This is a genomic window from Nostoc parmelioides FACHB-3921 (genome assembly GCF_014696625.1).
GTDB classification, from domain to species: domain Bacteria; phylum Cyanobacteriota; class Cyanobacteriia; order Cyanobacteriales; family Nostocaceae; genus Trichormus; species Trichormus parmelioides.
This window is the reverse complement of sequence record NZ_JACJQL010000030.1, coordinates 1-24,662: the sequence shown is the minus strand read 5'-3', so window position 1 is coordinate 24,662 and position 24,662 is coordinate 1. Positions and strand designations below refer to the sequence as shown.

The window sequence follows — 24,662 nt, the reverse complement described above, 5'->3', positions numbered from 1 at the left end:
AAAGCATTATTAGTTGTTGTGTTGAGGCAAAGCTAAGGCGAGAAAAAGCTATTAGCCAAATGCAAGTATTTTTCACCACCTCTTTTACGTATTACAAGAGGAGAAAAATATGCTGACACTAGACCGTGAGGAAACATCAACCCCTGACTACAGCCTTCTCAACGACAGCATTAAAGAAAGCTTCACCACCATAGACCGCTTTGAGTGGCAAGCTGTTGACGAGATTTTGCAAATGCGAGATAAACAGATGTACCTCAAAGCAGGGTACAAAACCTTTGAGCAATACTGCCAAAGTGAGTTATTGGCATGGGGTGGATACCGACGAATCACCCAACTGCTGGGAGCCAAAAAAGTCATCGATACAGTTGGTGAATTAGGCGAACACATCAAGAATGAGCGCCAAGCTCGTCCTTTGCTCCGACTGGTTAAGGAACCAGAGAAGTTAAGGGAAGCCGTAGCGATCGCACTTCAAGAGAATCCCTCACCCAGCGAATCAGACTTTGCGGCTGCTGCCCAAAAAGTGGTTCCTCGTCTACCACGGCAAAAAGAACCAGTTCAAGAACCAGTGGTTCCTCAAATTCAAGAACCAATGGTTCCTGAATTTGCCACAGTCAAGGTTACGTCACCAACTCACCACAGACATGGAGAATCGGGAACAATCGAAGCAGACTCCCCGAACTACTGGCAGCAGATTGTAACTTTTGCTGACGGTAGTAAGGAACTGGTCAATAACGCCGATTTAGATGCCCCCAGCGTTCCGTACTCCATAGAACGGGCTTACCCCAAAGAATACTCTGAGGCAATCGCCCAACTCAAACAGCAGCACCAACAGGAATTAGAACGACTTGAGCAAGAGTTAAGAATCGGCTTACTCACAGAAGCTACAACCAAAGCAGAAGAACAAGTACAAGAACAACTCTCTTCATTACAACAATTATTCCAACAACAGAAAGAGCAGAACATTCAGCTACAGCAACGGCTGGACGAGATGGAAGCCTTGAGACAGTTGGAATATGAGAACCAGCAGTTAAAGCAGCGTATTCAGGAATTGGAGAATGCTGTACAGGAACGCCCTACCCAAGAATGGGGCAATACTCTGACCAAACAGGCAGCTAAGGCACTCAATAAAGAAGTGAAGCGATCTCTCGACCGAACCATTGACCTGCGATCGCTTGCCCAAGAACCACCCAAGGAAAACGCCACCGAGTGCTTGCGACTGATGGGTATTGCTTTGGGTAATCTCGCCAGTGCTATGAATAACACCCAAGCCTTGCAAGCAGCAGCAATCATCTTAGGCAGTGAGCCGACACCACAAGCGATCGCCTATCGTGCTGAACAATTGCAACTAATACCTCAAGCGGTGAGCGATATTCGGGCTGTGCTGTCTAAGCCTGGGTGTAGTTGGTGGGACTATTTGAGTGTGGCGCAGGAATACGAGGTTATCAAAGCGGATTGCTGGGCGGAATTGACCACCGCAGAGACAGAGTTAATCACCGCTTTGGAGAAAGCCGAATCCTCATTCATTGCGGAACCAATGGTTCCTGAAGAAGCCCCTGCTGAAGAATTGCGAATTGCGAATTGGTTCAGTTGTTGCCCACGCTGACATTTACTGCGCTTTGTATAACGCCAAAGGTGAAGTCATCGAAGACATGGGGGATGAGGTGTGGGTGGCTTGGCAGCATTGGCAAGACAAACCCAAGAAGAATGACCGCTATTTCAAAGACGAGTTACGGCTGTTGTAAGCCGTAGATTGTGATTTTTTAGACATTGTTTGCCGAACGCCCACAAAACAAAGACTCAGCCTGAGCTTTGGGTGATATTTCCATGCGTCAAAATTTGGAGTCACTATGAATGCAATCACATCAGCCCAATCTACAGATAGCCCTTTTGACCAAATCAGAAAAATTGATGATGACGGTACTGAGTATTGGTTGGCAACCGAATTGTTAGCCTTGCTGGGTTACAAAACTTGGAAACGAATTAAGGACACTGTTGAAAGAGCAAAAATCAGTGCCAAAAATTCAGGTTTAGATGAATCCTACCATCTGGTCGATGTCGTCCAAATGGCGCAAATTGGGGCATCTCAGGCATTTCGTGAAGTGCTGGAAAATTATAAGCTCTCACGACATGGTTGTTATTTGGTGGCGATGAATGGCGACCCACGTAAGTCTGAGATAGCAGCAGCGCAGAATTACTTTGCTGTGAAAACCCGTGAGGCAGAATTAGCTCCACAAAATTCTGAACTACTTGCTCAATTACTCCAAAGGCTGGAACAACAAAGTCAAATCATCGAGGAGCAAGGCAAAGCGATCGCCCAATTACAAGCCCAAATACAAACACTGCTGCCCCCATCATCTGATTTTGTACCCCCAGGTTGGGATGCCGAAGTATGGAACCAGTTGCCCCCGCAAGACAAACGCCACTTTCGGTTTATGTTCCGTCGCCTCAACTTCCGACCTTCTCACCAAGGTCAAACTGAGCCGTTAGCCTTGCCCTCTGTCACCGTTGAGCAGTTGAAAGAACAACAACGGGCTGAAGTAGCGCAATTAGTTGGTGAAATGTCGCCCGAACAGAAACGAGAACTTCAGTTAGCCAAACAAGAGATTTTGAGGCAGTTCTGGTCACAAGCGCCGGATGAAGATGTGCCGTTTTAGATTTACCAATTTCTGCAAATATATATATTGAAGGTGAAATATGAGCAGCATTGCATCTACTGAAAAATTCTCCATCCTGGTGATATTACGCCGAGAATACCTTGACATCACTGGTAACTTCTGCGCGGCCAAGCTAATTGAGTATTTCCGGCACTGGACAAAGTGGAAGTTGAAGAATCACCGGACACCCTGGATTTACCAGCCCCTCAAGCGCATTTACGCTGATTTGATGGGTGAGCATAGCCTTCATGTTATCCGAAGTGCGATCGCTCTGCTTGAGGAAATGGAGATTATCACCAAGCAGAAGAATCCGGGTAATGGTCAGGATAGGACTTGGCAGTATAAATTAAACCTTGATGTACTCAATGGGTTATTAGGACATCGCAAGTGCAAAACTGAACGTTCCAGATTCAGTGCAGAACAATACCACAGAAACCAACCTCAAACTTCAAAACCACAACAACACTCTGCTGTTGAGCCTCCTAAAAGTGAAGAACTGGAAAACGAGATTTTGGACTGTGACCAGGAAGGGGCGGGTCAAACCCCAGAGTTAGAGTTACCCCAGATTACCCACTTTGTTGAAAAAATAGAACAGGTTGACTCGACTAGCAAGACAGATACTCATGATGGCCATTCTTCCGCCGCCGTGTCAGGTTTTCATAACGAAGACTCTGGTGATGATGATTACATCGAATTACAAGAAAAGTCAGTACAGCCAAGTCAGCAGGAAGTTCAGGAGGTATTGCAGCAGTTACGGGAGATTCCTTGTACTCCGCAGTTTCGGCTTAATGGAGAGATTCAGAGCACGGTCAAGCGGTATTGGGGGAATGTACCGGGCGCGATCGCGTATTTGAAGGAGGCAGTGCGGACTTGGAAGGGGATTAAGTCACCGGAAGCTGTGTTTGTTGTTGCTTGTAAGGAAGGACGGAAGCCAGAGGCACAACAGGCTAAGTCGGAGGCGATCGCTTGGTTTGAGTGGGCTAGAAAAAACAGGATTGTGATTGCTATGTCGGGGGAAACAGTGTATACGCCAGAGGGTGAGGCTGTGGCGTTGGCGGAGATGATGCGGCGGTATCCCTGTGGGGGAGTAGGCACTACATCCATCCAAAATCCTGAGAAATGGTCGAGTAATGCTTAACTAAATAATGGTTTTACCAGTTGTGATCGTCGTTCAGGACACTTCCATCCTCTAAAATAAGGCCTCTTACGCTTAACCCTGTTTTGTCACTCTCGTAAAACAATAATCGAAGCAAGATTCTGTAACTTTGATTGAGTCAAGCTTTGAGCCTTTATTTTCTAACAGTAACTTAAATGTATAGGCAAAACCTGGATATTAAAGCTCTGAAAGGCTTTCAGCGATTGGGTTATCCCAAAGTGATAAAAGAGGGTTAAGGGTTATAGTTTGGAAACACGCTCTATCCCACTATAACTTACTAAAAATCCACATCTTACCACACTGTAGAGTTCTACCTTTTAAACCAAATCTGTCATCTGGACTCAAGTTATTTTTAAATAGGTGGAATATATCAGAAACAATTGATTTGTTATCGCTAAAGTAGCTGTGACCCACGAAATCGTTACGACGATTTGAAGCATCAAGAGTTTCGACAGGGTTAACGATAACGACATCATTTTCATCCTTAAACTTTCCTGCTCGAGGATAACTACCATGCAAAAACTCAGAAAGTCTCACTGCAAGATCATGTTTGGATGTGTATAGTGTGTATCGAGCAGCATTAGATGGAAAGGATGCAGCAAGATGTTTAAAGGTACCAGCATCGACATCTGGGGCTGCAAAGACAACTTGACCAAGCTTACCTTTAGTTTGGACGTTAATAATTTGCGTCAAAGTCTGCGTCAAGATGCGATTACCCATGCTATGAGCAACGAGATGTATCGTATCCAACTTCAGTTCATTAAAGCAGAACTCTAGAAAACTCTCAAAATGTCGAAGTTGCTGTGACCATCTGACATTTTCTTCGTCGGCTGAATAACCCATAAAATGCCCAGTGGATGTCCAACTAAATAACAAAGGTAGTCCTTTGAAAGCAAGATCATAGGCTAGTTGACCTGTCCGTAGTAGCGCTGTCTTGAACGTTACATTATAACCATGTACGAACACCATTCCCTCTCGCTGTTGTCCGCCGCTGAATGCTTTATTGGCTTGTGCTGAAAACTCTGACTGAGATAGTTTAGTGAGTGAATAGATTGTCATATCCCTATCTATATCCTCGGATCTCCAAAATGGTGGTTGATTAATACTTCCCATGCGGCGATCAGGAGGAATAGATACTTCAGCTACTCCATAATTAAGAGAGCCATCACCACGAACTTCAGTAAACTGTTGGTCTAAACTTTTGGAGCTATCGTAGTGACGAGGAGTGGCAAAATATACTGGGATAATTTCGTATTCGGCTGATACTGATCCTGCTTCATAATTTTTAGGTGATAATTCCTGATATTTTGAATCAAGAAGTGCCAATGCTTGTTCGTACTTTCCAAACTTCTCAAGAATTTCCTGTGCAACCTGATCATTGGTTTTGTTGGCTGCATTTGTCTTTAAAAACTCAAATAAATCTGTTTCAAATGATTCCCATCGCTCATTAAGTAGTTCAGGCAACTCGTGCCAAATGGCGAACATTGCCTCGATCACTCTCTCCAAGTTTAAACTTGTCATTGCATCTCCCAGTATTTCACTATGTGTTGATATCAATAATTAGCTCAAGTCGATATCCCTGTTTTGTCATTCTGGAAAAACCCAATCGCTGAAAGCCTTTAAGAGCTTTTATTTTCAGGTTTTGGCTACAAACTTTAGTTACTGTTAGAAAATAAAGGCTCAAAGCTTGATTAAATTAAAGTTTCAGAATCTTGCTTTGATTATTTTTTCCGAGAGTGACTAAACAGGGATATTCTTACTTTTAAGAGATTCAACTATCTTGTCGATTGGAATTCCCTGGTTCCGCTCTCCAGCAACTCCTTGAAGCCCACCAGCATGATGTAAGGCAACTAAATTCCACTCTGCGTCAAAACAAGGAGAACCTGAAGATCCCTTTTCTGTATTGGTAACATACTGAATTCGGTTATTCCTCTCGTTTATTGTTAAAACGCGATCGACTGCAATTCCCATTGGTTTACCACCTGGATGTTGGATTATAAATAGTGGCATTTGCTCTTTTACCGAAATTTCATCTAACATAGCGATATGCCCTCGTTTTGTCATATTGCTATCTCTAGATTGGTTCTCAAAACCACCTGCTGCTTCTGCTGCTGCTTTTTTTTCTAGTCTCAATAATGCGTAATCAAGTTCTTCTTTAGGACTATGAGCTGCCAGCCAGGAAGATTGATCTAATAAATATGTGATGCCAGCCTGCTTTTGATTTGTATCTAACTCAGCAAAAAAACCAAAATGAGCGGAAATCGAATCTGATTTTATTGCTTTTGGCTTTCCGTCTGTGTCAAAAAAACGCTCGACTACATGCCAGTTGGTCAAAACAAGATCGTCGCCAATCAAGAATCCGGTACCATTTGGAATTGATTCGGAATTATCATCTTTCTTCAATTTAATGAAACAAACTTGGTTCTCTATTTTTCCAAGCTTTGACCGCCACTGCATTAAATTGGGAATTCCCGTCTCTTGACGGATGATTGATTCGAGATTAAAATCTGGTATTTCTGGGGGAATGACTTCTGCTGCCAGCCCAACTTCCACCGAATACGAATAAAGTTTTTGATCATTAGGACGCCATTGGCGCAACCCCATAACCACATTCTTTAATTTACTTCGTTTCTCAAAGTAAATCAATGCATCATAAATAAATTGGTTTATATCTCCATGAAGATTGATTTCTTCAGGATTAGTAGACAAGTAATAGTCAACAAACCTTTTGAGTTCTTCGTAAGTGAAAATATTAGGGATAATGTCAGCTAAATCGCCCTTCTTTATTTTAATTTTATTTTCAGCATTAATTAGTAATGTTTCATTAGTCATGTTCTTTTCATCCTCTTATTGTGAGTTATCAATTTTTGACCAGTTATCCAAGTCATTAATAAGATTTTCTCTAACTTGTTTAACCTCATTAATTAGTTCTTGGACAGTTTTACGCTTCCTCATCATATTAACCAAATTAATAATTTTCCATAGTGTACTACGTCCCTCAATCGTCTCGTATCCAATGTTTAATTTAAGTGTTAAACTTCTTAAGTCAGATTCATCCATAACCTGATCAAGCAAAGCCACCAATTTAGCGTCTTTAGCAGAAGAAAAACCGTTGCTCCTTGGTTCAACGGACTTCGCTAAATTAAGTATAAATGTACTATCCTCATGAGTTAATGAGGATAGTACATTTATTTCGATCAGAGTTCTCAGGAAATATTCTAGTATCTTCTTTTTTTCAAGTTGATAAACCAGAAGGGTTATTGATATTTTGGTAATATTGCCACTGTTACTATAGTCGGGAAAATCATTTGTGTTTATTCCATTCATTAATTTAAGGAAATTAGTTATATCTTCGTGTTTCCTAAAAAAGTTTAACTGTTCAATAATATCTATCAATTTACGTCTGGTTTCGTTTTCTAAAGATTTATTGTCAGACAATTGTGGCTTACTCTCACTCTTCTTTACTGAGAGACCCTTAGGATAGTATTTATTGCTCATTCTTTTTACACTCATCTCATTCTTTTTTTCTAAAGGGCTCTCAAAACTATTTGCAAAATGATTTGATAGCACCTCAAAAAAAGATTTTAATCCATCATCACTTCCGCCCCATCTATTAAGAAAATCAATAGTTATTAAGGGGGCTATTCCTTTAGGATAAATCTCCCTCGAATCCCTTCCAATAATAGGACTGAAGATATGATTACTTGTTTTTAATAAGTTAAAGGGAAGTATCATCTTTGGATCTATGTATGTTATAAGCGCTTCTAATCCCTGTTCCCCATATGTATACCAAAATAAGCTTTCAACAATCTCTTGAAGAGCAATTAGTTCCCCAGAGAGGTTAGGCGGTTTTTCCAAACCCAAACAATACTCTAATTTTTCTTGTATAATACTATTTACATTTGTTTCAAAGGATTTATTCTTAGCAACAAATTTCATTAAATAATCTCGATTTTTTGCTAGCTCGTCAATTAAACTCAAGGCTCTTAGCTTGAAATTGATATTGATACCCTCCCTTGATCCTGAATCAAATAATTTTTCAGTAGCATCAAAAGGAAGCGGAGAAGTTTTGGGAGGGTCAGGGTGTAATATTGTAACTGTTTTATTAACTATTTTAAATCTCCCTTGAGAACAGATGTCTTTAAATATTGTCTGGACATTTTTCCAATCATTGACAGAAAATAAGAATAAGAAGCACTCTATATCCTTATCATTCTTGTTATATATTCGAGTGCAAATAATCTTTTGACTACAATGGCAGTCATTATTAAGGATACATTTGTTATCAATTTCAAGGTCTTGAGATTCTAGTAATATGTTCAGACCTAAAATTTTTAATTTATCAAATTTTTTGAGAATAGACATATCTTTCATTTCATATCTTCCTCTGTTTTGTTGCTTCTCCCTTTTCCATCTGTCCCAGCTTCCTTGCCCGCAAATCGCTCAACAAATGGCTCAGTTATCGCTTCAATAATATTTATATTTCCAATCAATATTTTTTCTTCTACGAATATGGAATAGCCTCGTTTATTATAATTGGAGGCTCTTGGAATGTTGAAATCTTCGCGTGCTTTTAATTGCAGCTCCTCCAGATTCTTCAATTTCAATATCTCCTTAATCTTATTCCAATTGTCAATCGTGATGACCTGCAAGTCTGTTTCTTCTTCAAGCCAAACAATATTGTCAAGATTTTTAAGTGATGGAAATTGCTTTGAAGCAACAAAAATAAATAAAGGTTTAACATAAGAAGAATATTTGTCCCTCTCTTCTTCGTTCTGGAAAAAGCTGGTTAAAGTCCAAGAGGCAGTAAGAAGGGAAAATATTGCTGTTTCAGATGTAATTTTAGCGGTACTAGCTATCATTACCTCAACAGCAAATGAATAGTTTCTTTCTCGGGCAAGAAAGTTAACTTCAGTCAGAAGGGGATCAATCCCTATATCGTTCGTTCTAAACGACGAATTCACATCATACCCGCTCACCTCAAAGAGTTTTTCGACAGCAGCTATAGCTCTTTCTTGTAATATTTTTGGTATTAGCAAGTTGTATCTTGCTAATCGATAACTTATGTATATAAGAGCTAGCAACGAGTAGAAAGTAAACCACCAGCTTGTTGAATATATGCCCATGAGCCTAATGTAAGCAAAAATTAAGAAAACAAAGATACCTACTATGCTTAACTGAGCTACCTGCTCAGAAACGGATCTATTATCAACTATTTGAGGATACAGATATAGTTGCTTCACAAGTAAGTCAGTAACGAAGTGGATTGTTCTATATTCATAGACAATCACAAATAAAAGGCTAAGATAGAAAGCAGGCAATTCTATCTCAATTTGAACGTCTAAGCTAAACTGAGTAAGTATGTACCTTGCAATATTACTTACACCAATAATCAGCCAGTAGATCATGCCTCCCATGAAACTTGCAATCGCTGACCAAAAAGTGGAACTGATGCCACCCAGTAGAAACTCGATTTTTCTAGGCACCCTTTCACGAAGAGTTTGGAATGATTTAACTTTAACTGATAAGATAGGGACAATAAGTACACTCAACGTGAGATAACTTAATAATTGATCACGCTCAACTAATATAAAATAGGGCGAGAGTCCTACTAAGATAGAAAATACTACCAAGACGTTAATAACAAATCTGTTTGCATAACCAGAATCGGAAAATCTGTCAGAACTCACGGCACTCCTTACATATAAAAAGTTTCTTCCTGTCCAACGGTTATCGCCGTCAACAGTAAACTGCTTAAAGTCTATGTTCAGGGGTTTAAAATAACCTCGACTCTGAACGCCGAAAGGTTATGGCGTTAGCTCGAAGTCATAGCATTAATGTAATTTTAGTGACCGAAATGAGTCAGTAGGGACTTACCACCATTGATCTGATTGAGACGTTTGAGTCACTCCATAGTTGACATTTTTCCTTAACTTGAAGGGGGTTTACCTGCATTGCGAACGTTGATAATCTTGCCGAGCAATTCAAACCAGAAGGGCGCACCCATCATGATGGCAAAGCCACTGACAATCCAACCCAAAAATCTTCTAAGTGGTGGATAGAACCATCCTTTACTTTCTTGTGTCTGCTGTTTCAAATTGGCCTCGTCCCGACCAAGGGGCAATGAAATAGACGAATTGACCTTTTGACGAACACATTCTAAATACTCAGTGTTCGCGCCTTTATTATTTTGAGTAGGCAAACAATCTTTTGTCACCAATTCTGCATTTGTAGTAAGGGCTTCCCGGAGTGCGGAGTCTGTCGTTAGCCGACTGATGATATGAAAGGTGTCAGCGTTCACAGCAATGGCAAGAAAGAAACCAATTAGGAAAGCAATTCCTTTGGCATTGCGTTTGTAAACTCCTGATGCTCGCTCCATTGAGCGATCAAACCAGACCTGAATTTCAGTTTTGAACTGATAAATTTCATCCTCCACAGATTGCACTTGACCTTGAGCATATTTGACATTAACCTGAGCGCGTTTTGCTAAAGAAGCCAAGCTTTCTCGAGTTGCATCGGGCAGACATTTTCCTATTTCTCCAATCTCTGTCTTAATATCTTCGTAAACTTTATACATCTCATCATTCTTGTCAAGATTACCAAATTCATCTTGAAAAGCCTTGTAAGTCTTACTTGCAAATTTATCTGGAAAACCCTTGTAAGTCTTACTTTCAAATTCATATTCATCTGGAAAATCCTTGTAACTGCCCTTCAGGTTTCTGATTTCCTGTTCTTTAAATTTTACGTTGCCAACTACTAGATCCAAAATATGAGCAGGACTGGGTTGTAGTAAGCGCATTAATTCATCCATGTTGTTGTAGCTTACATTTTTATATATATAATCACCTTGGTAGAAAATCCCATTTTTCAAAGTCTTCAACTTAGTAATAAGTTTTGTAACATCAGGATCTCCATTTTGTTGGCTTAGAGTTTGATTTTGTGACCATAAGGGATTGTCTTCTTGCTCCTCTGAATCCTGCTTCAGAGAAGATGAAGAAATACTAGGAGCAAATAACTTGGATGTTTCAATAAAAGAATCAATCTCATTTCTAATTCCATTTATACTAATTAAGAGAGTCGTTTTTTTATTATATAAATCTACACAAATAACTTTGAGGTTACTTTTGAAAATTTCAAACTCGCTTTCCAAAACATGACGAGTTTCATTCCTAATATTTAAATTTTTATTATTAAGGTAATCGTCAACTTTGACAATGATTTCAAATTTAATCATCCTTTGCAGATTAAATACTGTTATTTTCTGAGAGATATCAGAGAGATTAAGCCTCTCCATTAATGTCGATGCAAAGGTTTCTGAAGGCATATACGAAGGTTCATCGCCATTTAGAGTAAGACTATTTTTTCTTCCGAATGTGACGAAAAATCGAGATGCCTGACGTAGCCATGCTTCGATACCTTCTTTAGATTCTTGACTAATATTTTTAATGAGAGGGTTGTTATATAAATCACTAACGATCTCCTTTACCTTTTTATTATTTGCTGTTCCCTCACCACCCGTCAAAAGAATTTCAATTGACTTTTTTAGGTGGGCAGCACGCCACTGTAAAAGTGTGGTCAATATCTCCTGAATTTCTGAAGCAATTAAACTTAAGATTAGGTAAATAAAAATTAAGCCGATTACTAGATTTAAGAGAAATGGCAAGCTCATTATATAGGACTCCTATTTGATTAAAAAAACTCAGTACGCTTAATTGTCTGTAATCCTCTTGGATCTTGTCTTTTGCTTATCGTGTGTGTACGGAAACAATTTCAGGAATCAAATCTGGTTCCTATATTAACTTTATCTTTAAGTGTTTATTAGGATAGAAGAAACTTATATAAAAATAAATAATTTAATTAATATAGGTGAGAGGAATTAATATATTCAATGCTTTTAACCAAGAAAGAAGTTATTTAAAGCTTCTTGCTTTCATTGAAATAGCATCTACAATGGACTTGTCAGAATTAAGTTTGCTTTATCACACAATAACATAAAAGTTAGTCAGTAAAAGTTATTTTCCTTGCAAGCCTTATATCATTTGTATAAGAGTAAATATGTAGACTTGCTTTAATCAAGACCAAAAACACAAAAAGTATACTTATTCTTGAGTATCACTAACAATTACACCTCTTATGCAATTTGAAGATTACCCAGCAGTACCAAAAGATATAACCTTTGATAATCATCTGCTTGGAATCCTATCAACTCACATAAGCCGTGTTGTTGAATCCTAGATGGGTGCAATTTCTTAATAAAATCACACACATTTATACAAAACTTTTATTTGCTGTTTATTTTCACCACTGTATAGTTTTCTAGACAATACTTTAAATACAATCGAAACACAATTAGGAAAATCCTTATAGAACTAAGGAATTTCCTTAGTCCCATACTCATCTTGTTCACTCACAGGTTTTTCTCCAGTATCAAAAGTTCTTATACCATGACGATCTGCATAGCGCACTAAACCCACAACATCATGAATATTCAAACGTTTCATCAATTGTACTCGGTGTGCTTCGACTGTTTTAGGACTGATATTGATGGATTCTGCAATCCCTTTTGTGGAAAGTCCTTCTGCAATCAATCGTAAAATTTCAATTTGGCGCGATGTTAATAGAGACGCAGACTTATCCTTTGGACAAATGTACTCTTCCTTGATCTGCCACTCTGAGTTGACTTGAGGTTGCTGAGGGACTTCTAGTTGTAATTCCTCATTCAGCAAAGAGATTTTAGTAGCGTAATTCCTAAACTTCGCTTTTAATTCCTCATGTGCTTTATGTAATAAAAATTCTGCTTGCTTATATTGAAAATTAGTAAGTCCTGTTTGAATAGCAACATAGAGATTTTCTTCGCTAACAGGTTTAAGGACATAACCGAAAGTAAATATCTCTGTAGCTCTTTCTACAGTACTTTTATCAGAGTGTCCAGTCACATAAATAATAGGGATGCGTAGATAAGTCCAAATTTCTCTGGCGGCTTCAATTCCGTCCATTTTACCGCGCAGCCGAATATCCATCAAAATTAAGTCTGGGTGAAACTCAATTGCGGTCTTAATTGCTTCCTCTGCGGAATCTACAATATCTATAACCTTGTGTCCTAAGTTGTCCAACTTTTCTTTGAGGTCAAATGCAAGGATAAATTCATCCTCTACAATCAAAACCTGGATGCTCCCTACTGTGAGAGGGGTTGGCAATATGTTCATCTAACTTATACTTACTCAGCTAAAGTTTGCCTTATCAGGTATTGACATTTACAAGAGAATTTTTAAGCATTTAGCCAAAATTGTCTCAGGAATGCCTAAATCCGTATAAGGGTTTATACTGAGATGTATACAGACTCAGCTTTCGCTTTTACGGAATTCAACGGAAATACTTTTTTAGTATTGCTTTGAATGGAGCTATAGACGCATTGATAAGGAAGACTGATTGATCCTTAAGGTAAACTTTTATACTGTACTTGGTTAAGGAACCAGACAAGCTAAGGGAAGCAGGCGTGATCACCTATGGTGGGCGGAACGCCACCGCAGTACAAGAAAACCCCTCAACCAGCGAAAAAGACTTTGCGGCAGATCAAAAAGTGGTTCCCCGACTCCCTCTTCAAAAAAATCAAGAACCAATGGTTCCTGAATATTTCAATTTGCGATCGCTATGAACTACCTCTAGCTGGCTTCGCCTGAGCTAGGGGTTTAGACCCGTTGCTTCACCCGCCGGGAGGTTAAAACTCCTGTGCAATCACAATAGTTTACTGAAAGGTTGCCTACTTGGACTTGGTTTGAATTTCGGTTTATTTTAATGAACTAGGATTATTACTATGGTCTGTGGATGAATGCCACTACAGTTTACATTAAAATTCTTCACCATCTCCTGAGAAATACAATTTTTTGATATTCGATTGAGGCACATCTACAGATAAATCATCTTCCTGATTGTTAATTTCCCTTTCAGCCTCTCGTTCTCGGATTGTTTTTACCTCTGCCAATCTCGCAGATGCGGGAGTGTCGCCTTTTTTTTCATCGTAGAGGCTAAACCAAGGGAACCCATACTCGGTATAAGTCTGAGCGCTAATTGGTGTTGGAGGCGGTTCAAGACCAGTTATCTCTCGGTACTTTTCGCTATTGACAATATAGACAAAAATAGAGCCGTAATTTTCGAGATCCCAAGTTTCTATTCCATACTCGTCAGGATAAATTTTCTGTTGCATCTTACCTCCTGCTCCAAGTCCCATTTCATACTCCCCTGAACTTGTCATCGATACCGATTCCAGTACTATTTCTGGCTCAGGTGGTGGCTGGTCTGGAAATTTACCCGGTTTGGGTTCATAGACTAGAATTTGGATTCCACCAAATTTCTCTACCCCAGTTAATTGAGCTTCAATTGTATCTCCTAACCCCAGAGGGACGGCAACAAATTGACGGATCAAACCTTCCCCAACATTGATACCATCTAACCAAGGTTGGTCTGGACAAACAATATAATCTTGTGGATCATCATGCAGTTTTTTATCCCATACTTCACCAGAGATTGCATTGATATTACCAACCCCAACTTTTACTGCATTTGGCTTCCAATCTGCCCCGTTAAAGCAAAGCCATAGCGCTTCTCGTTGATACATGGGAATGAAGAAACTATTTGGCTTGTTCCAATGTTCTGGGACGCGATCTAGATAGTCAGCAACGCGGTTAACTACAAACTCACCCAAACCTGGCGGAAGTGGGTAGGTTTTATCGTCATCAGGAATTCTTAGTGTCCGTTGAAACTCAACTGAAAATCTTTCGCCAATAGCTATTCTATAATCTTCGATAGAAATATTTAACATAGTAACCTCTAACAAAACTGGTTCTTGCATTGGTTTTATGGTAGAGCATTAAAATAGCCATTCTATAGAAAGACTCAAAAATTAAAAAACCAGTCATAGCAAGGAATATAGGCTCTGATTAGATTTTATTTATTATTAGACTCCATAAAAAGAACTGAAGAGCCAGAAAACTTATTCTCTTAATTTTAAGAAAAAATATCTAAAAAATAGTGTAATTAAATTGAAGTGTGTAATTTTAAAGTTTTTTTTAAACACTTAATGTTTACTTCTACTCTGCCGCTTCTCTTGCTACAGTATGCACCTTTGTGTAAATACTAAAACATAGTACCTGTAGTGAAAAATTTATATTTATACAGGTACTAAATTAGCTATTAATTACCAGGCTTGTGTGTTGATTTTGGCAAATTAACGAATTCTGTCAAGGCGATCTTTAATCACAGATGCTGGGACTGCATAATTAGTTTTTCTATAAGTTCCTGCGAAGTGAAGTCCCAAAGCTTTCCCTGTTTCTAGATCGAGTACAACAGAACCAGAATTACCCCCAAGTGTAGAACAATCATGTGTTATGAAGTTATCTTTTACACCTGTAATCTTGCCTGGTTGTAGTCTCTTTACATCATATACACCAGCAAAAATTCGATCCATAACCTGAGAATTATTTCGATCACCATCTCTTGCTGGATAGCCGATTACCGCTACATCTCTATTTTGCTCGATTGGCTCGGAGAACAAGGAGATTGGAGTAGCTAGTGAATCACCAGAAGATATCCGTAAGAAAGCAATGTCGGGGCTTGGTACACCGTCATTCAGTTTAGTATCATCTTCAATATAAAGGATATCCTTCACTTTGAATTGAGGAGCATCCGAATCTATCTCGTATTCTACTTTAAAATCAATATTGGCTCGTATTGTCTGGCGAGCAGGATTGGATCGAAAAACAAATTGATTGTTTTGCTTTACAGCAAACTCACGCGCTACATGGCGGTTTGTCACTAAAATATCAGAAGCAACAAGCCAAGCAGTTCCCACCCAGTCTAATGTAGGATGGTTGCGAAGTTCAACTCGACCAACTGCCTTAATCGCAGATTCGATAAGAGATTTTGATTTGTTCAACCTTTCTTGCCAAATATCGCTTTCAGGTGCGATGAAAGAGTCATTTTGAACGAATAATACAGGTCTGCCAGTGACTAAAACTATTGCTTCTGCAATATTTAAAGTATCATCCTCTTTCGTAGCAGAAATATGAGTCGGTAAGGCAGAAATATCTAAAGATGAAATTCGATCTTGCAGTTCTTTTTGAATTTCTTCATCCTTAAAAATATTCTCAATATCAGCAGATACATCTACATTTTGTCCAAAGATATTTGCGATAGCTTCTTGCAGTGATAAATCCATGTTTTTCTCCTTATCTCTAGATAATTTATATGTATGCTAGAATAAAATTTTGATTGTAAATAGACTCAAAGAATGGGTTTGAGCCTATTTTAAAGATGACTTTTATTTAAGTCTAGTTAGAAGCATACTATTTCTTCATCCCATTCATGCTTCGAGTGGAATCAACCATCAACATACCCTCTTGTTCTCAAACACGAACCAAATAAATAGAAGCAATATTTGACTTCTTCAAACCCAATACTCGGGTTGGCACAAAATTCTCCTTTCGATAAGTCCACCACAGTAAGCTGTTCAGCATTAAAATTGAGCGAGCAATTTAGACACAGCAAGGAGTATAGCTCTCAAAAATCCCAGTTTAAATGCACAACAGCTTATCACCGATTTGAATGCCTATGACAGATCCCTTAATCTCCAATCTGCCAGATTTACAAATCTGTCCACTAAAGACTTAATATCTTGATGTCAAAATTGAAATCTATGCACTCATTAACAGCCTCTAACGTTTCTGTTGTATCTAAGTTTCCTATTTGAAGACTGCCCTGTAGAACTTCACTAATACTTCCTTGAAACTTATCCATTGTAAACATCTCCTTTTGTTTTAATTTTGCTCTGTCTCTATTTACTAGAAACTTTTAGGAAGTAACTTTTGAAGTTTTAAATCATTCAGTACAACTAGAGGGGGAATTTATCAACCTCTATAAATTGGTTAAATATTGATGCTTTGAGGAATATTGTTGGGCAACAGATATCTATAAGACACAAGCCTTTGGCTATCTTCGTTTAGAATTTTTGTTTCGATGTCATTTAGATTCACCTTGAATTTATTCAAAGCTTTTTCCACTTTTTCCTTGTCTTCCTTCTTCGGAAATGATTGCAAAAATGAGCTAGAGTAATCACCTAGTTTCGTATAGTAGACTGAGCCAAGCAAATAAAGGACTTGTATTTGCAGTTCAGCCCGCTCTAAGGGTGATAGTAAACCCATGAAATCTTGCTGCTGTTGAGTCTTTTTAGGTGCTGGGGAATAGCAACCTAAAGGAAATGCTGGTGCGTAGGTCATCAAGCCGCTTTGCGGAAAGTTAACAGCAGCGTGTTGAGCGCTAGCTGTAAAAATAACTGTGGATATAGCCTCGACTAGATAATCTAGGGTTTTAATTTGTCCATCACCTTTGTCACCAATATGACACTTTCCTTTATTTAGCAACTCACTTGCCCACTTTTGTAGTTGTATATCTTTTTCTACAAAATTGTCGCTGGCGTAGAACAGACCTAAGTAATTCTTAACCCACTGATGAATGGCATCCCAAATCAGTTTTCCGTCATCTCGATAAGGATAAATTGGTAGCTGTTGGGAATTATTAACGCCGCGTTTTTCTAACGTCTTGGGGAATGCAACTTCATTAAAATTAGCTAAGTTACTTAGGGCTTCTTTTATAGCTAGATTGCAGTTACTGTCAATAGTTCCACTTAATAGCGAGTCTATAGGCCCTTCTGGTGCTAGTAAAAATTTATGTGCGCCATAGTTAATTAATACAGTACCTTCTAAATGAGGTTTCAACAAAAGTCTGACAGCGTGACTTTTATCAAAGCAGCGATTAGTAGCCAGAACAAAAGGCTCAATAAACAAGTGAGTTTGAGCTAAGTGAGAGAACAACTCGTGATAATTACTGTCTGCCATTTGTAAGACGGTTTTAGCTGTCATCCAGTTCTCTCCATCTAGAGGCGTAAATATAGGATTATCATCCCCTGGAGTTTGTTGACAACGAATTGCTATCGGTAGCAAATTCCGATTTAGATATCCATCTGGTGGTACTACAAATAAAGCTACTGGAGCATATATATACTTTTGAAATTCACCAAAACTACCATTTTCTAGAGTTTCCAGCTTCTTATAGTCTGCTAGATAAATTCGTCTTTCTTGTAGTGCTGCCTCTAAAGAATCCTGATGTACAATCTTTTGGTATTGTTCATTGGTAATTGGCAGACGAGAATCAATTTTTTTGATTTGATTGAGCATAACTGGGTTTGGCCCAGCTACTTGCATATAAGCAAAAACATCATCTTTTTGAAAATTAGTTAAAGTTGCGGGCTTGATCTTTAATGGGTTAATTAATTGTTCATACTCTGGTAGAGTAGGAACAGGACTAGGACTTTCTAGCCTCACTGTAGAATCCGGTTGATTTTTAATTAATTCTCGTCCTAAAGATTTAGCAATTTCCTGAAGATGTCCATATAATTCTTGATTAATTGGCTCAACTTCTTCAGCTTTAGGTGTTGCAGATTCTAGCTGTGTAATTTGGCTTAAATAAGCCTGTATTTCTCGGTCTATTTTATCAAATTCATCTTCATAATCACTCGAATTACTTTCCAATTGAATATCATTTTTAGTCTTTGAATCTAGTTCGCTTTGCCCGTCAGTATCTGCCAGTCCTAATGCCTTTTTTAGCTTCATAACAGCATTAGTTAAAGCTTCTTGCCCTTCTGCTTCTTTGATTTTGTCATTAATCAACCCTAAATCCTCAATTTCCTTTTCCTGGGGAACGGATTCATTTACAACATCATCAGTGGTTTTTTGATTTACCAAAAGGGTTATTGTACTTAATACTAAAGCAAACCACTTTTCATTAGGAAGTTCATCTGCTTTAGGGAAAGCAGGTAGCCCTGGTATTAGGCTAGATGGTATATATGTCATAGCTAGAGGATCTAGAACCTCATAGTCATATTCATATTTATTAGATAAAATCAAGTTATTGGCAAAAGGAACCGTTGCTAGAAACTTTAAAAGGCGGTATAAAAATTCAATAATTTTTGGCAGGTGAATCAAATTTAAGCTCATGGCCCATCTCTTTTTGTTTTTACTTTTGTTGCGAGTTTCAAATTTGGTATTTATCAAATATCTGTCGGATACTCTTACCTTTAAGTGGTAAAGATGTCAATTCAAGGGTTTACTTACATCTTGCACCAAGAAAAATTAATGTAATTTTATTAGTCAGTAAAAAAGCAAAAGTCCTAATTTAGCGATAAAAGCCTATAAAAATATGGTATCTTTACCGCCCATATTTTTACTTTACCTGGGGTTGTACGTAGAGGTGCAATATCTGAGTTTACGATTAATAAGATGATTTTTGCCACTTATTAACCAATTATTTGATACACATTATATTTACATCTTAAGATAGATGCTTGTCAACAGATTTTAATGATTCCCTGCTATTCATTCTTATAAGAAGATCCATAGTAAAGAATCTATCGCTTGCAGTACATCGCCTCTTGGAGTCTTATATCTTGCACTGGAAATATGAATGTCAAATCCATAACTTCGTGCAAATATTAGCGCTCGCAAATCCTGAGATGTTTCTCTAACTAATGCTTGACTGACACTTAATTCCACACCGCAGAGCTTTTTATACAGCGCGGTCGTACTGACAATATCTTTGTGCTTCAACCAGTGCGGGAACTTGAGCATCAGTTGCTTGTTGCGCTTGAGCAGATAATGGTAATAATCCGCAGCGAATGACAACTCCGCTCACAAGTAGCCATCGCCTCAGATACTCTCTCATCAAATCTTTATCAACCTGACAACATCTATTTAATGGTAATTGATGAAGCCAAGCTGGGAAGATGTTGAGGAATTGTACCATCAATATAGGGTAAATGCAGGCAAAATCGCATAAGCATTTAGATTGATCTAGCTTGTATATTTATTGACTAATAATTCTAGCACTGAACTTGTTAAAAATAATAAAGAGAGTGTTAATATGCAGTTATCAGTATGCAATAGTATTTATAATCATTTTATTACACATCAAAACTCATTTGATGGCAATTGAAATAGAAATAAATGGAACATTAAACGCAAATGCGCGTTATGTTGCTTATGCCCCTTCCCCTTGTCGCATCCGTTTACCTGGTGCGACTACAGAGGATCTCAAAGTGCAGTTGAGTAGTCGCCCTGCACAGGATGGTGGTGGTGTAGTGGTCTTTTACTCATCTCGAAATGAACCGTCGAAAGAGAGCCTGGAACTCACCCTGCCTGCTGATGGTTCATGGGTTGCTTTCGAGATCGGCGGTAAGTTTGGTTCTCCCAGTGTCAACGATAAAGACAGTCTGCTCGTCGTGAATGGAGTGGGGAATGAAATCACCTTACCTCTGATGGTGCGAGTTCGCAAAAATGCCAACAACCTGACGCAAGGCGAGCGCGATCGCTTCCTAGAGGCTCTCTTCCAGCTCAACCTTGCAGGTACAGGCATCTATCAGGACTTCCGCAAGAGCCACGTTGAACCCTCTAACGCACAAGCTCACGGAGGTCCACATTTTCTACCCTGGCATCGGGCTTTTATCCTAGACCTGGAGCGCGAACTTCAGCTCGTAGATCCCTCAGTTTCTCTACCCTATTGGCGTTTCGATGAGCCAGCACCGAAAATCTTCCAGGCAGACTTTATGGGACAAACGCGGCAAGTTCCTACGCCTGATAACGCTAGGGCTGACTTGGTTGTATTCAACATTGATAATCCGCTTGCCGCATGGGTAACGGATGATTTGCCTGGGATTCGGCGGAGTGCGCGTTTCGATACCTTAACCAGCCCCCCCGGCTTCCCTATGATATCCCAAAGCGAAACCCTGGCGCTAGGTGATGAGTATGCAGAATTTACGCAGAGAGAAGGTATAGAGCGTAGCCCCCACGCATCCGCCCATGTATCATTCACAGGCTCTATTTCCTCTGTTCCTACTGCCGTGAAAGATCCTCTATTTTTCCTGCTTCATGCTAACGTTGACCGTCTATGGGCGCTCTGGCAGTGGCTGTACAAACGCATCAACCCTCAAGAGTTAGAGAGTTATACCCCACAAGATAGAGATGGACTGCGGTTAGCTGACACAATGTGGCCGTGGAATGGTATTGTTACCCCACCCCGTCCTGACTTCGCTCCGGGAGGTTGGCTTGCAGATTCGACAGTTACATCAACGCCAGGTAAAACGCCAAAGGTGGAAGATATGATTGATTTCCAAGGCTACGAAACATCTACGGCGAGACTTGGCTATGGTTACGATGATGTTCCCTATGAATTCATCTGAAAAAACATCTTAAAGAATTCATCTAAAAAACATATCAATTAAGGAACACCAATCATGAGTAGCATTGAAGAATATCGACAGCAATTAAGTGAGCAGGTTGCTGCTGCTCGCGCACAAAGCAACGAACTACGCCGGGGTTCAGCACTCGAAAGCCTAAGTGCTAGGGGTAGAAGTGGGTTGACCCAAGGCGATATCCCCGATACACATGAGCTGCCTCTTGAAATCCTTGCTAATCCAGAAGAAACAGTGGAGAATCGTCAGACAGCACTGCAAACTCTGAAACTGTTAGCCATATCGAGTCGCACATTTTCCGAATGGCGACCCGCATATTTGGAAGCTCTGCGTATTGCGCTCGCCACACCTGAGTTAAGGCTTGCCGCCTTGTCTACACTCGTCCCTCAAGGAGACCGACGCGCCCAAGAACTGTTAATCAAGGGTCTTGAAGATCCTGAGCAGGCGTTGGTGGAGCCTGCCGATGCCCTGAATCTGCTCAGTGAAGACCCTCACGCCGATGTGCGTGAGCTGGCAGGAAAGCTCGTCGATCAGTCTACAGACGAACGAACTCAAGAAGCCGCCATTCGCCATCTTGCTGGCGATCCCTCATCTGTGGAGCGTCTCAAGGCGGTGATTAGGGATAAACAGAAGACAACTAATGTACGTAAGCTGGCGGTAGCGGCACTCAATGCGCTTGCACCTGAATCATTGCCTGTGCCTGACACCGAGGGTTCAATTAATCTCGATCGTCCAATTAATCTTACGAGTAGATCGGCAGATGTTGAGGCAGATGTAGATTCAGTGGAGGAATTTATCCGCATCCTTGCCAACCGACGGAGATCATCATGAAAATAGATTCGGGAACTGTAGTCGTTGATGTGCAGGCAATCAGATCGGAAGCAGAGGTGATTGATTTTATTCAACGCGGTCAAGGAGATGCAAGTTTCACCCCCTACTTTTTAGCCCTTCTTGAAGAACGCCACCCTGTCTATGCTGGTGTCGATTCTGCCACCGTCACACGAATCCGAGGTTCCCTAATTCAAGCCCTTGCTTATCGCGCTTTGCCGGAAACGGCCCTGCCATTTGTACTTGCAGAATTGGAGAGTGCGTTCGACCCTTGGCTGACTGCCGTGGCTGCGACTGCTCTTCGCAAACGTCCAGAACCCTCCGCCCAATTTGTGCAACCGCTACTTGAGGCCATCCTCTACATTCGCCATCGTGATGATCTGATTCGTCTTGATACCTATGGTGGTTACGGAGGCAATGGAGAACCGACTACTGCCCTCAAGGAAATATTGCGAACATTTGCGTGGCTGGGCAGTTGTGGGCGTAGCGCTCTGCCGCGACTACGTGAGCTGGCTGGTGAACTCAAGAGTGAAAACTTACGTTCAGACCTGAACAAAGCTATTGAGGTGCTGGAAACTCAACCCTTGCCAGAGACGGAAGAAGAGGCAGACCGTAGTTTAGCAATCATACGGCTGTTTCAACCACTCCCCTATGAACTCACCCAACTCCGTTTGCAGGATCAATCCGGTTCTACATTTCTGCTGCCAGATTTTTTTCGCGGTCAGCCAACAGTCGTGGTCTTTTTCTTTACACGATGCGGTAATCCAGCAAAGTGTCCACTGACTATATCCAGGCTGGGTCGTTTGCAGAAGCGCCTTAAAGACATGGGGAGCCGGGTTCGTACAGCCGCCATCACCTATGATCCTGAGTATGACGATCCGAGGCGACTCACACAATACGCTCGCAGTTGGGGCGCTCAAGTTGATGAAAACCACCGCTTTCTGAGAACTCTAGACAACCATGCCTTGCTACGCGAGTTCTTTGAACTTGGGGTGAGTTATGGCGGGACAAGTGTGAATCAGCATCAACTTGAAGCCTTTGTACTTGATGCCGAGTGCAGTATAGTTGGGGCCGTGAGGAGAAGGCGATTGGATGCCTCAGAGATCATTGCTGAGATAGCAGAACTAATGGTTTGAAGGGCTAGAAAGCTGTTATGAGTCGTGATGCGTAGAGCAAGCTTTTTCTAAAAGGGGGATGTAAGCGTATGACCGAACGCCACTTGCTACAACTTTTGTGTCTAACCAGTCTTCACGATGAATATGAATTTCCCGTTTCCTGTTTTGACACTCCTTATACCTTTAGGTATGAGGATTCTTGCATCTTCGGTATTCTAATGAATTTACCCTCAACAAGCATCTTGACCCTTCGGGTTCGCAGTCCCCTACGGAGGTAAACCCTCTTTCAGGGCTGACTCATTGCTGGGTGTATCAGTCATAGCAGTTTTAATAAGGAGCGAATCACAATCATAAGAATTTCAGATACTTTACAGTATAAGCTTTATAGCTCTTGCATAGGTTTAATTTGGGAATGAATGAATAATTATATGTCAATTCACTAGCTTCAGTTCTTCACGTTTGCTCTTGCTTGACCCAACCATCTTAAGCAACTGCTGATTCAGGTAACTCTGTGCTGAAACATACAGGTTATCCCAGATGATTGGATTACGACAGATTTTGCTGCCTACTGTATTACCAGCCAGTTTCTCCGATATTAAGTATTTCTTGTAATAGTTATTCCACAAATGCTGTAAAAAATCTTCAGCGAACTCATCAAAAGGAATGATCCAGTTGTAGTTCTCATCCAAAAACACCCGGTAAGCAGCAACAATGGGCATGGCGATATCAGCCGGCGCAGAAAAGCCGAACGAATACCGACTATCAGGCAATAGTGTATTCTTGCGTGGGTCAATGGAGGCGAGGTCAACTACTCCCTTTCTTTTAGGCTTAGTAATATGCTCCTCGATTACCTGAAATAGTCGCTGCTCAACCCACAACCCTTTGGACAGTAACGGTAACAGTTTCGACAGCCGTTGTCTTTCCGCCTCACTCAATGACGGGGTGTTACTCACAGGTGGGTGTTTGGTTCTGCTTTTAGAGTCTGGATTATATTTATTCCTGTCCAAACAGTTCATCAACTTAATCAAATGGTTGACGTTGCACTGGGGACTTTTTGGTGTACCGCTTTGGTTTTGGTAATATGCAATTCTGAACTTTGTCTTTTGCTCACGTTCCAATTGCGCTAAAAACTGCTTGAGGAATTTATAGTCACCTCTGGCGTTGACTTTAGAACGGGCATCTACTGGGGCAGATGTGTTTGATGCTAGGGCAATGTCTTTCGCCTCATCCTCAGTTAATCCAATATGAATTGTGACTTTGACTCTAGCTTCGGTTAGGTCATATTTATAATTTCTTGCTTGCTCAAACGCTAAAACCGTATGCCCACCATTAATGATACCGTCGCTACCACCCTCAGAAGCCTCAAGTATCTCTAATTCTAGTTGTGTCTTTTTACTGTTGGGCTTGACTTTGTTGGCACACAGTACAATCCCACTATGTCGCTCGAAGAACTTTTCGGGTTCGGTAGTCAGAGAGTCAAAAATCTGTCTGTATGTCGAACTTTTCTTGTTTGGTTCCCGAATATTCGGTTCTAGGGGTAGGTCGGCGGGAAAGCTGTCAACGTGAACGGTAGCGATAATGCAATTGGAAGTTGCATTGAAAAACTGGTCTAT

Annotated in this window: 17 protein-coding genes and 1 pseudogene; 7 read left to right on the top strand and 11 right to left on the bottom strand. The window is 40.2% G+C overall.

Annotation, left to right across the window (positions count from 1 at the left end):
• Positions 1 to 109: 109 nt before the first annotated feature.
• From H6G14_RS18895 to H6G14_RS18885, 3 genes and pseudogenes are all read left to right on the top strand, one after another.
• Positions 110 to 1,742: pseudogene (locus H6G14_RS18895) on the top strand (hypothetical protein).
• 105 nt (positions 1,743 to 1,847) lie between these two features.
• Positions 1,848 to 2,654 carry a BRO family protein gene (locus H6G14_RS18890; RefSeq protein WP_190568861.1) on the top strand — a complete coding sequence of 269 codons (807 nt, stop codon included), beginning with the start codon at positions 1,848 to 1,850 and terminating at the stop codon, positions 2,652 to 2,654.
• Positions 2,655 to 2,694: 40 nt separating this feature from the next.
• On the top strand, positions 2,695 to 3,792 hold the full coding sequence (locus H6G14_RS18885; protein ID WP_190568922.1) for a hypothetical protein: 1,098 nt from the start codon (positions 2,695 to 2,697) through the stop codon (positions 3,790 to 3,792).
• A gap of 285 nt (positions 3,793 to 4,077) precedes the next feature.
• Here the strand turns inward: H6G14_RS18885 and H6G14_RS18880 are convergent, their stop codons facing one another.
• From H6G14_RS18880 to H6G14_RS18855, 6 genes are all read right to left on the bottom strand, one after another.
• On the bottom strand, positions 4,078 to 5,331 hold the full coding sequence (locus H6G14_RS18880; protein ID WP_190568860.1) for an alpha/beta hydrolase: 1,254 nt from the start codon (positions 5,329 to 5,331) through the stop codon (positions 4,078 to 4,080).
• 219 nt (positions 5,332 to 5,550) lie between these two features.
• Entirely contained in the window at positions 5,551 to 6,642 is a 1,092-nt protein-coding gene (locus H6G14_RS18875) for a trypsin-like serine peptidase (protein WP_190568859.1), read from the bottom strand.
• Positions 6,643 to 6,657: 15 nt separating this feature from the next.
• Positions 6,658 to 8,184, bottom strand: coding sequence for a hypothetical protein (locus H6G14_RS18870; protein WP_190568858.1), 1,527 nt, complete (start codon positions 8,182 to 8,184; stop codon positions 6,658 to 6,660).
• Positions 8,181 to 9,500, bottom strand: coding sequence for a hypothetical protein (locus H6G14_RS18865; protein ID WP_190568857.1), 1,320 nt, complete (start codon positions 9,498 to 9,500; stop codon positions 8,181 to 8,183). The genes H6G14_RS18870 and H6G14_RS18865 overlap by 4 nt, the downstream gene beginning before the upstream one ends.
• Positions 9,501 to 9,739: 239 nt before the next feature.
• Positions 9,740 to 11,479: a hypothetical protein gene (locus tag H6G14_RS18860; RefSeq protein ID WP_190568856.1), complete on the bottom strand. Its 1,740-nt coding sequence runs from the start codon at positions 11,477 to 11,479 to the stop codon at positions 9,740 to 9,742.
• 700 nt (positions 11,480 to 12,179) lie between these two features.
• A complete protein-coding gene (locus H6G14_RS18855) occupies positions 12,180 to 13,016 on the bottom strand; it encodes a response regulator (protein WP_190568855.1) in 837 nt (278 codons plus the stop codon).
• Between the two features lie 254 nt (positions 13,017 to 13,270).
• Between H6G14_RS18855 and H6G14_RS18850 the strand changes: the two genes are divergently transcribed.
• A complete protein-coding gene (locus tag H6G14_RS18850; RefSeq protein WP_190568854.1) occupies positions 13,271 to 13,465 on the top strand; it encodes a hypothetical protein in 195 nt (64 codons plus the stop codon).
• Between the two features lie 192 nt (positions 13,466 to 13,657).
• On the opposite strand, the gene H6G14_RS18845 is transcribed toward H6G14_RS18850, so the two are convergent.
• The 4 genes from H6G14_RS18845 to H6G14_RS18830 form a co-directional block, all read right to left on the bottom strand.
• Positions 13,658 to 14,659 (bottom strand): hypothetical protein, encoded by a 1,002-nt coding sequence (locus tag H6G14_RS18845; RefSeq protein WP_199326220.1) that lies wholly within the window; start codon positions 14,657 to 14,659, stop codon positions 13,658 to 13,660.
• Positions 14,660 to 15,034: 375 nt separating this feature from the next.
• Positions 15,035 to 16,024 carry a trypsin-like serine peptidase gene (locus H6G14_RS18840; RefSeq protein ID WP_190568853.1) on the bottom strand — a complete coding sequence of 330 codons (990 nt, stop codon included), beginning with the start codon at positions 16,022 to 16,024 and terminating at the stop codon, positions 15,035 to 15,037.
• 706 nt (positions 16,025 to 16,730) lie between these two features.
• The gene (locus H6G14_RS18835; RefSeq protein ID WP_190568852.1) at positions 16,731 to 18,857 is read right to left on the bottom strand and encodes a lipoxygenase family protein; all 2,127 of its coding nucleotides are present in this window, start codon (positions 18,855 to 18,857) and stop codon (positions 16,731 to 16,733) included.
• A gap of 568 nt (positions 18,858 to 19,425) precedes the next feature.
• Positions 19,426 to 19,662, bottom strand: coding sequence for a hypothetical protein (locus tag H6G14_RS18830; protein WP_190568921.1), 237 nt, complete (start codon positions 19,660 to 19,662; stop codon positions 19,426 to 19,428).
• Positions 19,663 to 19,771: 109 nt separating this feature from the next.
• On the opposite strand from H6G14_RS18830, the gene H6G14_RS18825 reads away from it, so the two are divergent.
• Genes H6G14_RS18825 through H6G14_RS18815 form a run of 3 tightly spaced genes read left to right on the top strand, consistent with a single transcriptional unit; the run spans position 19,772 to position 23,070 of the window.
• Positions 19,772 to 21,094: a tyrosinase family protein gene (locus tag H6G14_RS18825; RefSeq protein ID WP_199326219.1), complete on the top strand. Its 1,323-nt coding sequence runs from the start codon at positions 19,772 to 19,774 to the stop codon at positions 21,092 to 21,094.
• 54 nt (positions 21,095 to 21,148) lie between these two features.
• Complete coding sequence (locus H6G14_RS18820) at positions 21,149 to 21,937, top strand: hypothetical protein (RefSeq protein WP_190568851.1); 789 nt, start codon at positions 21,149 to 21,151, stop codon at positions 21,935 to 21,937.
• Positions 21,934 to 23,070 (top strand): SCO family protein, encoded by a 1,137-nt coding sequence (locus H6G14_RS18815; protein WP_190568850.1) that lies wholly within the window; start codon positions 21,934 to 21,936, stop codon positions 23,068 to 23,070. Before H6G14_RS18820 ends, H6G14_RS18815 begins: the two co-directional genes overlap by 4 nt.
• Before the next feature lie 410 nt (positions 23,071 to 23,480).
• On the opposite strand, the gene H6G14_RS18810 is transcribed toward H6G14_RS18815, so the two are convergent.
• Positions 23,481 to 24,662, bottom strand: a 1,182-nt coding sequence (locus H6G14_RS18810) for an AIPR family protein (protein WP_190568849.1), incomplete at its 5' end; no start/stop codon positions are given.

What these genes read in the sequence shown, in the direction of transcription:
- H6G14_RS18890 (WP_190568861.1), top strand. Translation starts at nt 1,848, where the DNA reads ATGAATGCAATCACATCAGCCCAATCTACAGATAGCCCTTTTGACCAA.
- H6G14_RS18885 (WP_190568922.1), top strand. Translation starts at nt 2,695, where the DNA reads ATGAGCAGCATTGCATCTACTGAAAAATTCTCCATCCTGGTGATATTA.
- H6G14_RS18880 (WP_190568860.1), bottom strand. Translation starts at nt 5,331, where the DNA reads ATGACAAGTTTAAACTTGGAGAGAGTGATCGAGGCAATGTTCGCCATT.
- H6G14_RS18875 (WP_190568859.1), bottom strand. Translation starts at nt 6,642, where the DNA reads ATGACTAATGAAACATTACTAATTAATGCTGAAAATAAAATTAAAATA.
- H6G14_RS18870 (WP_190568858.1), bottom strand. Translation starts at nt 8,184, where the DNA reads ATGAAAGATATGTCTATTCTCAAAAAATTTGATAAATTAAAAATTTTA.
- H6G14_RS18860 (WP_190568856.1), bottom strand. Translation starts at nt 11,479, where the DNA reads ATGAGCTTGCCATTTCTCTTAAATCTAGTAATCGGCTTAATTTTTATT.
- H6G14_RS18855 (WP_190568855.1), bottom strand. Translation starts at nt 13,016, where the DNA reads ATGAACATATTGCCAACCCCTCTCACAGTAGGGAGCATCCAGGTTTTG.
- H6G14_RS18845 (WP_199326220.1), bottom strand. Translation starts at nt 14,659, where the DNA reads ATGCAAGAACCAGTTTTGTTAGAGGTTACTATGTTAAATATTTCTATC.
- H6G14_RS18840 (WP_190568853.1), bottom strand. Translation starts at nt 16,024, where the DNA reads ATGGATTTATCACTGCAAGAAGCTATCGCAAATATCTTTGGACAAAAT.
- H6G14_RS18835 (WP_190568852.1), bottom strand. Translation starts at nt 18,857, where the DNA reads ATGAGCTTAAATTTGATTCACCTGCCAAAAATTATTGAATTTTTATAC.
- H6G14_RS18830 (WP_190568921.1), bottom strand. Translation starts at nt 19,662, where the DNA reads ATGGTACAATTCCTCAACATCTTCCCAGCTTGGCTTCATCAATTACCA.
- H6G14_RS18820 (WP_190568851.1), top strand. Translation starts at nt 21,149, where the DNA reads ATGAGTAGCATTGAAGAATATCGACAGCAATTAAGTGAGCAGGTTGCT.
- H6G14_RS18815 (WP_190568850.1), top strand. Translation starts at nt 21,934, where the DNA reads ATGAAAATAGATTCGGGAACTGTAGTCGTTGATGTGCAGGCAATCAGA.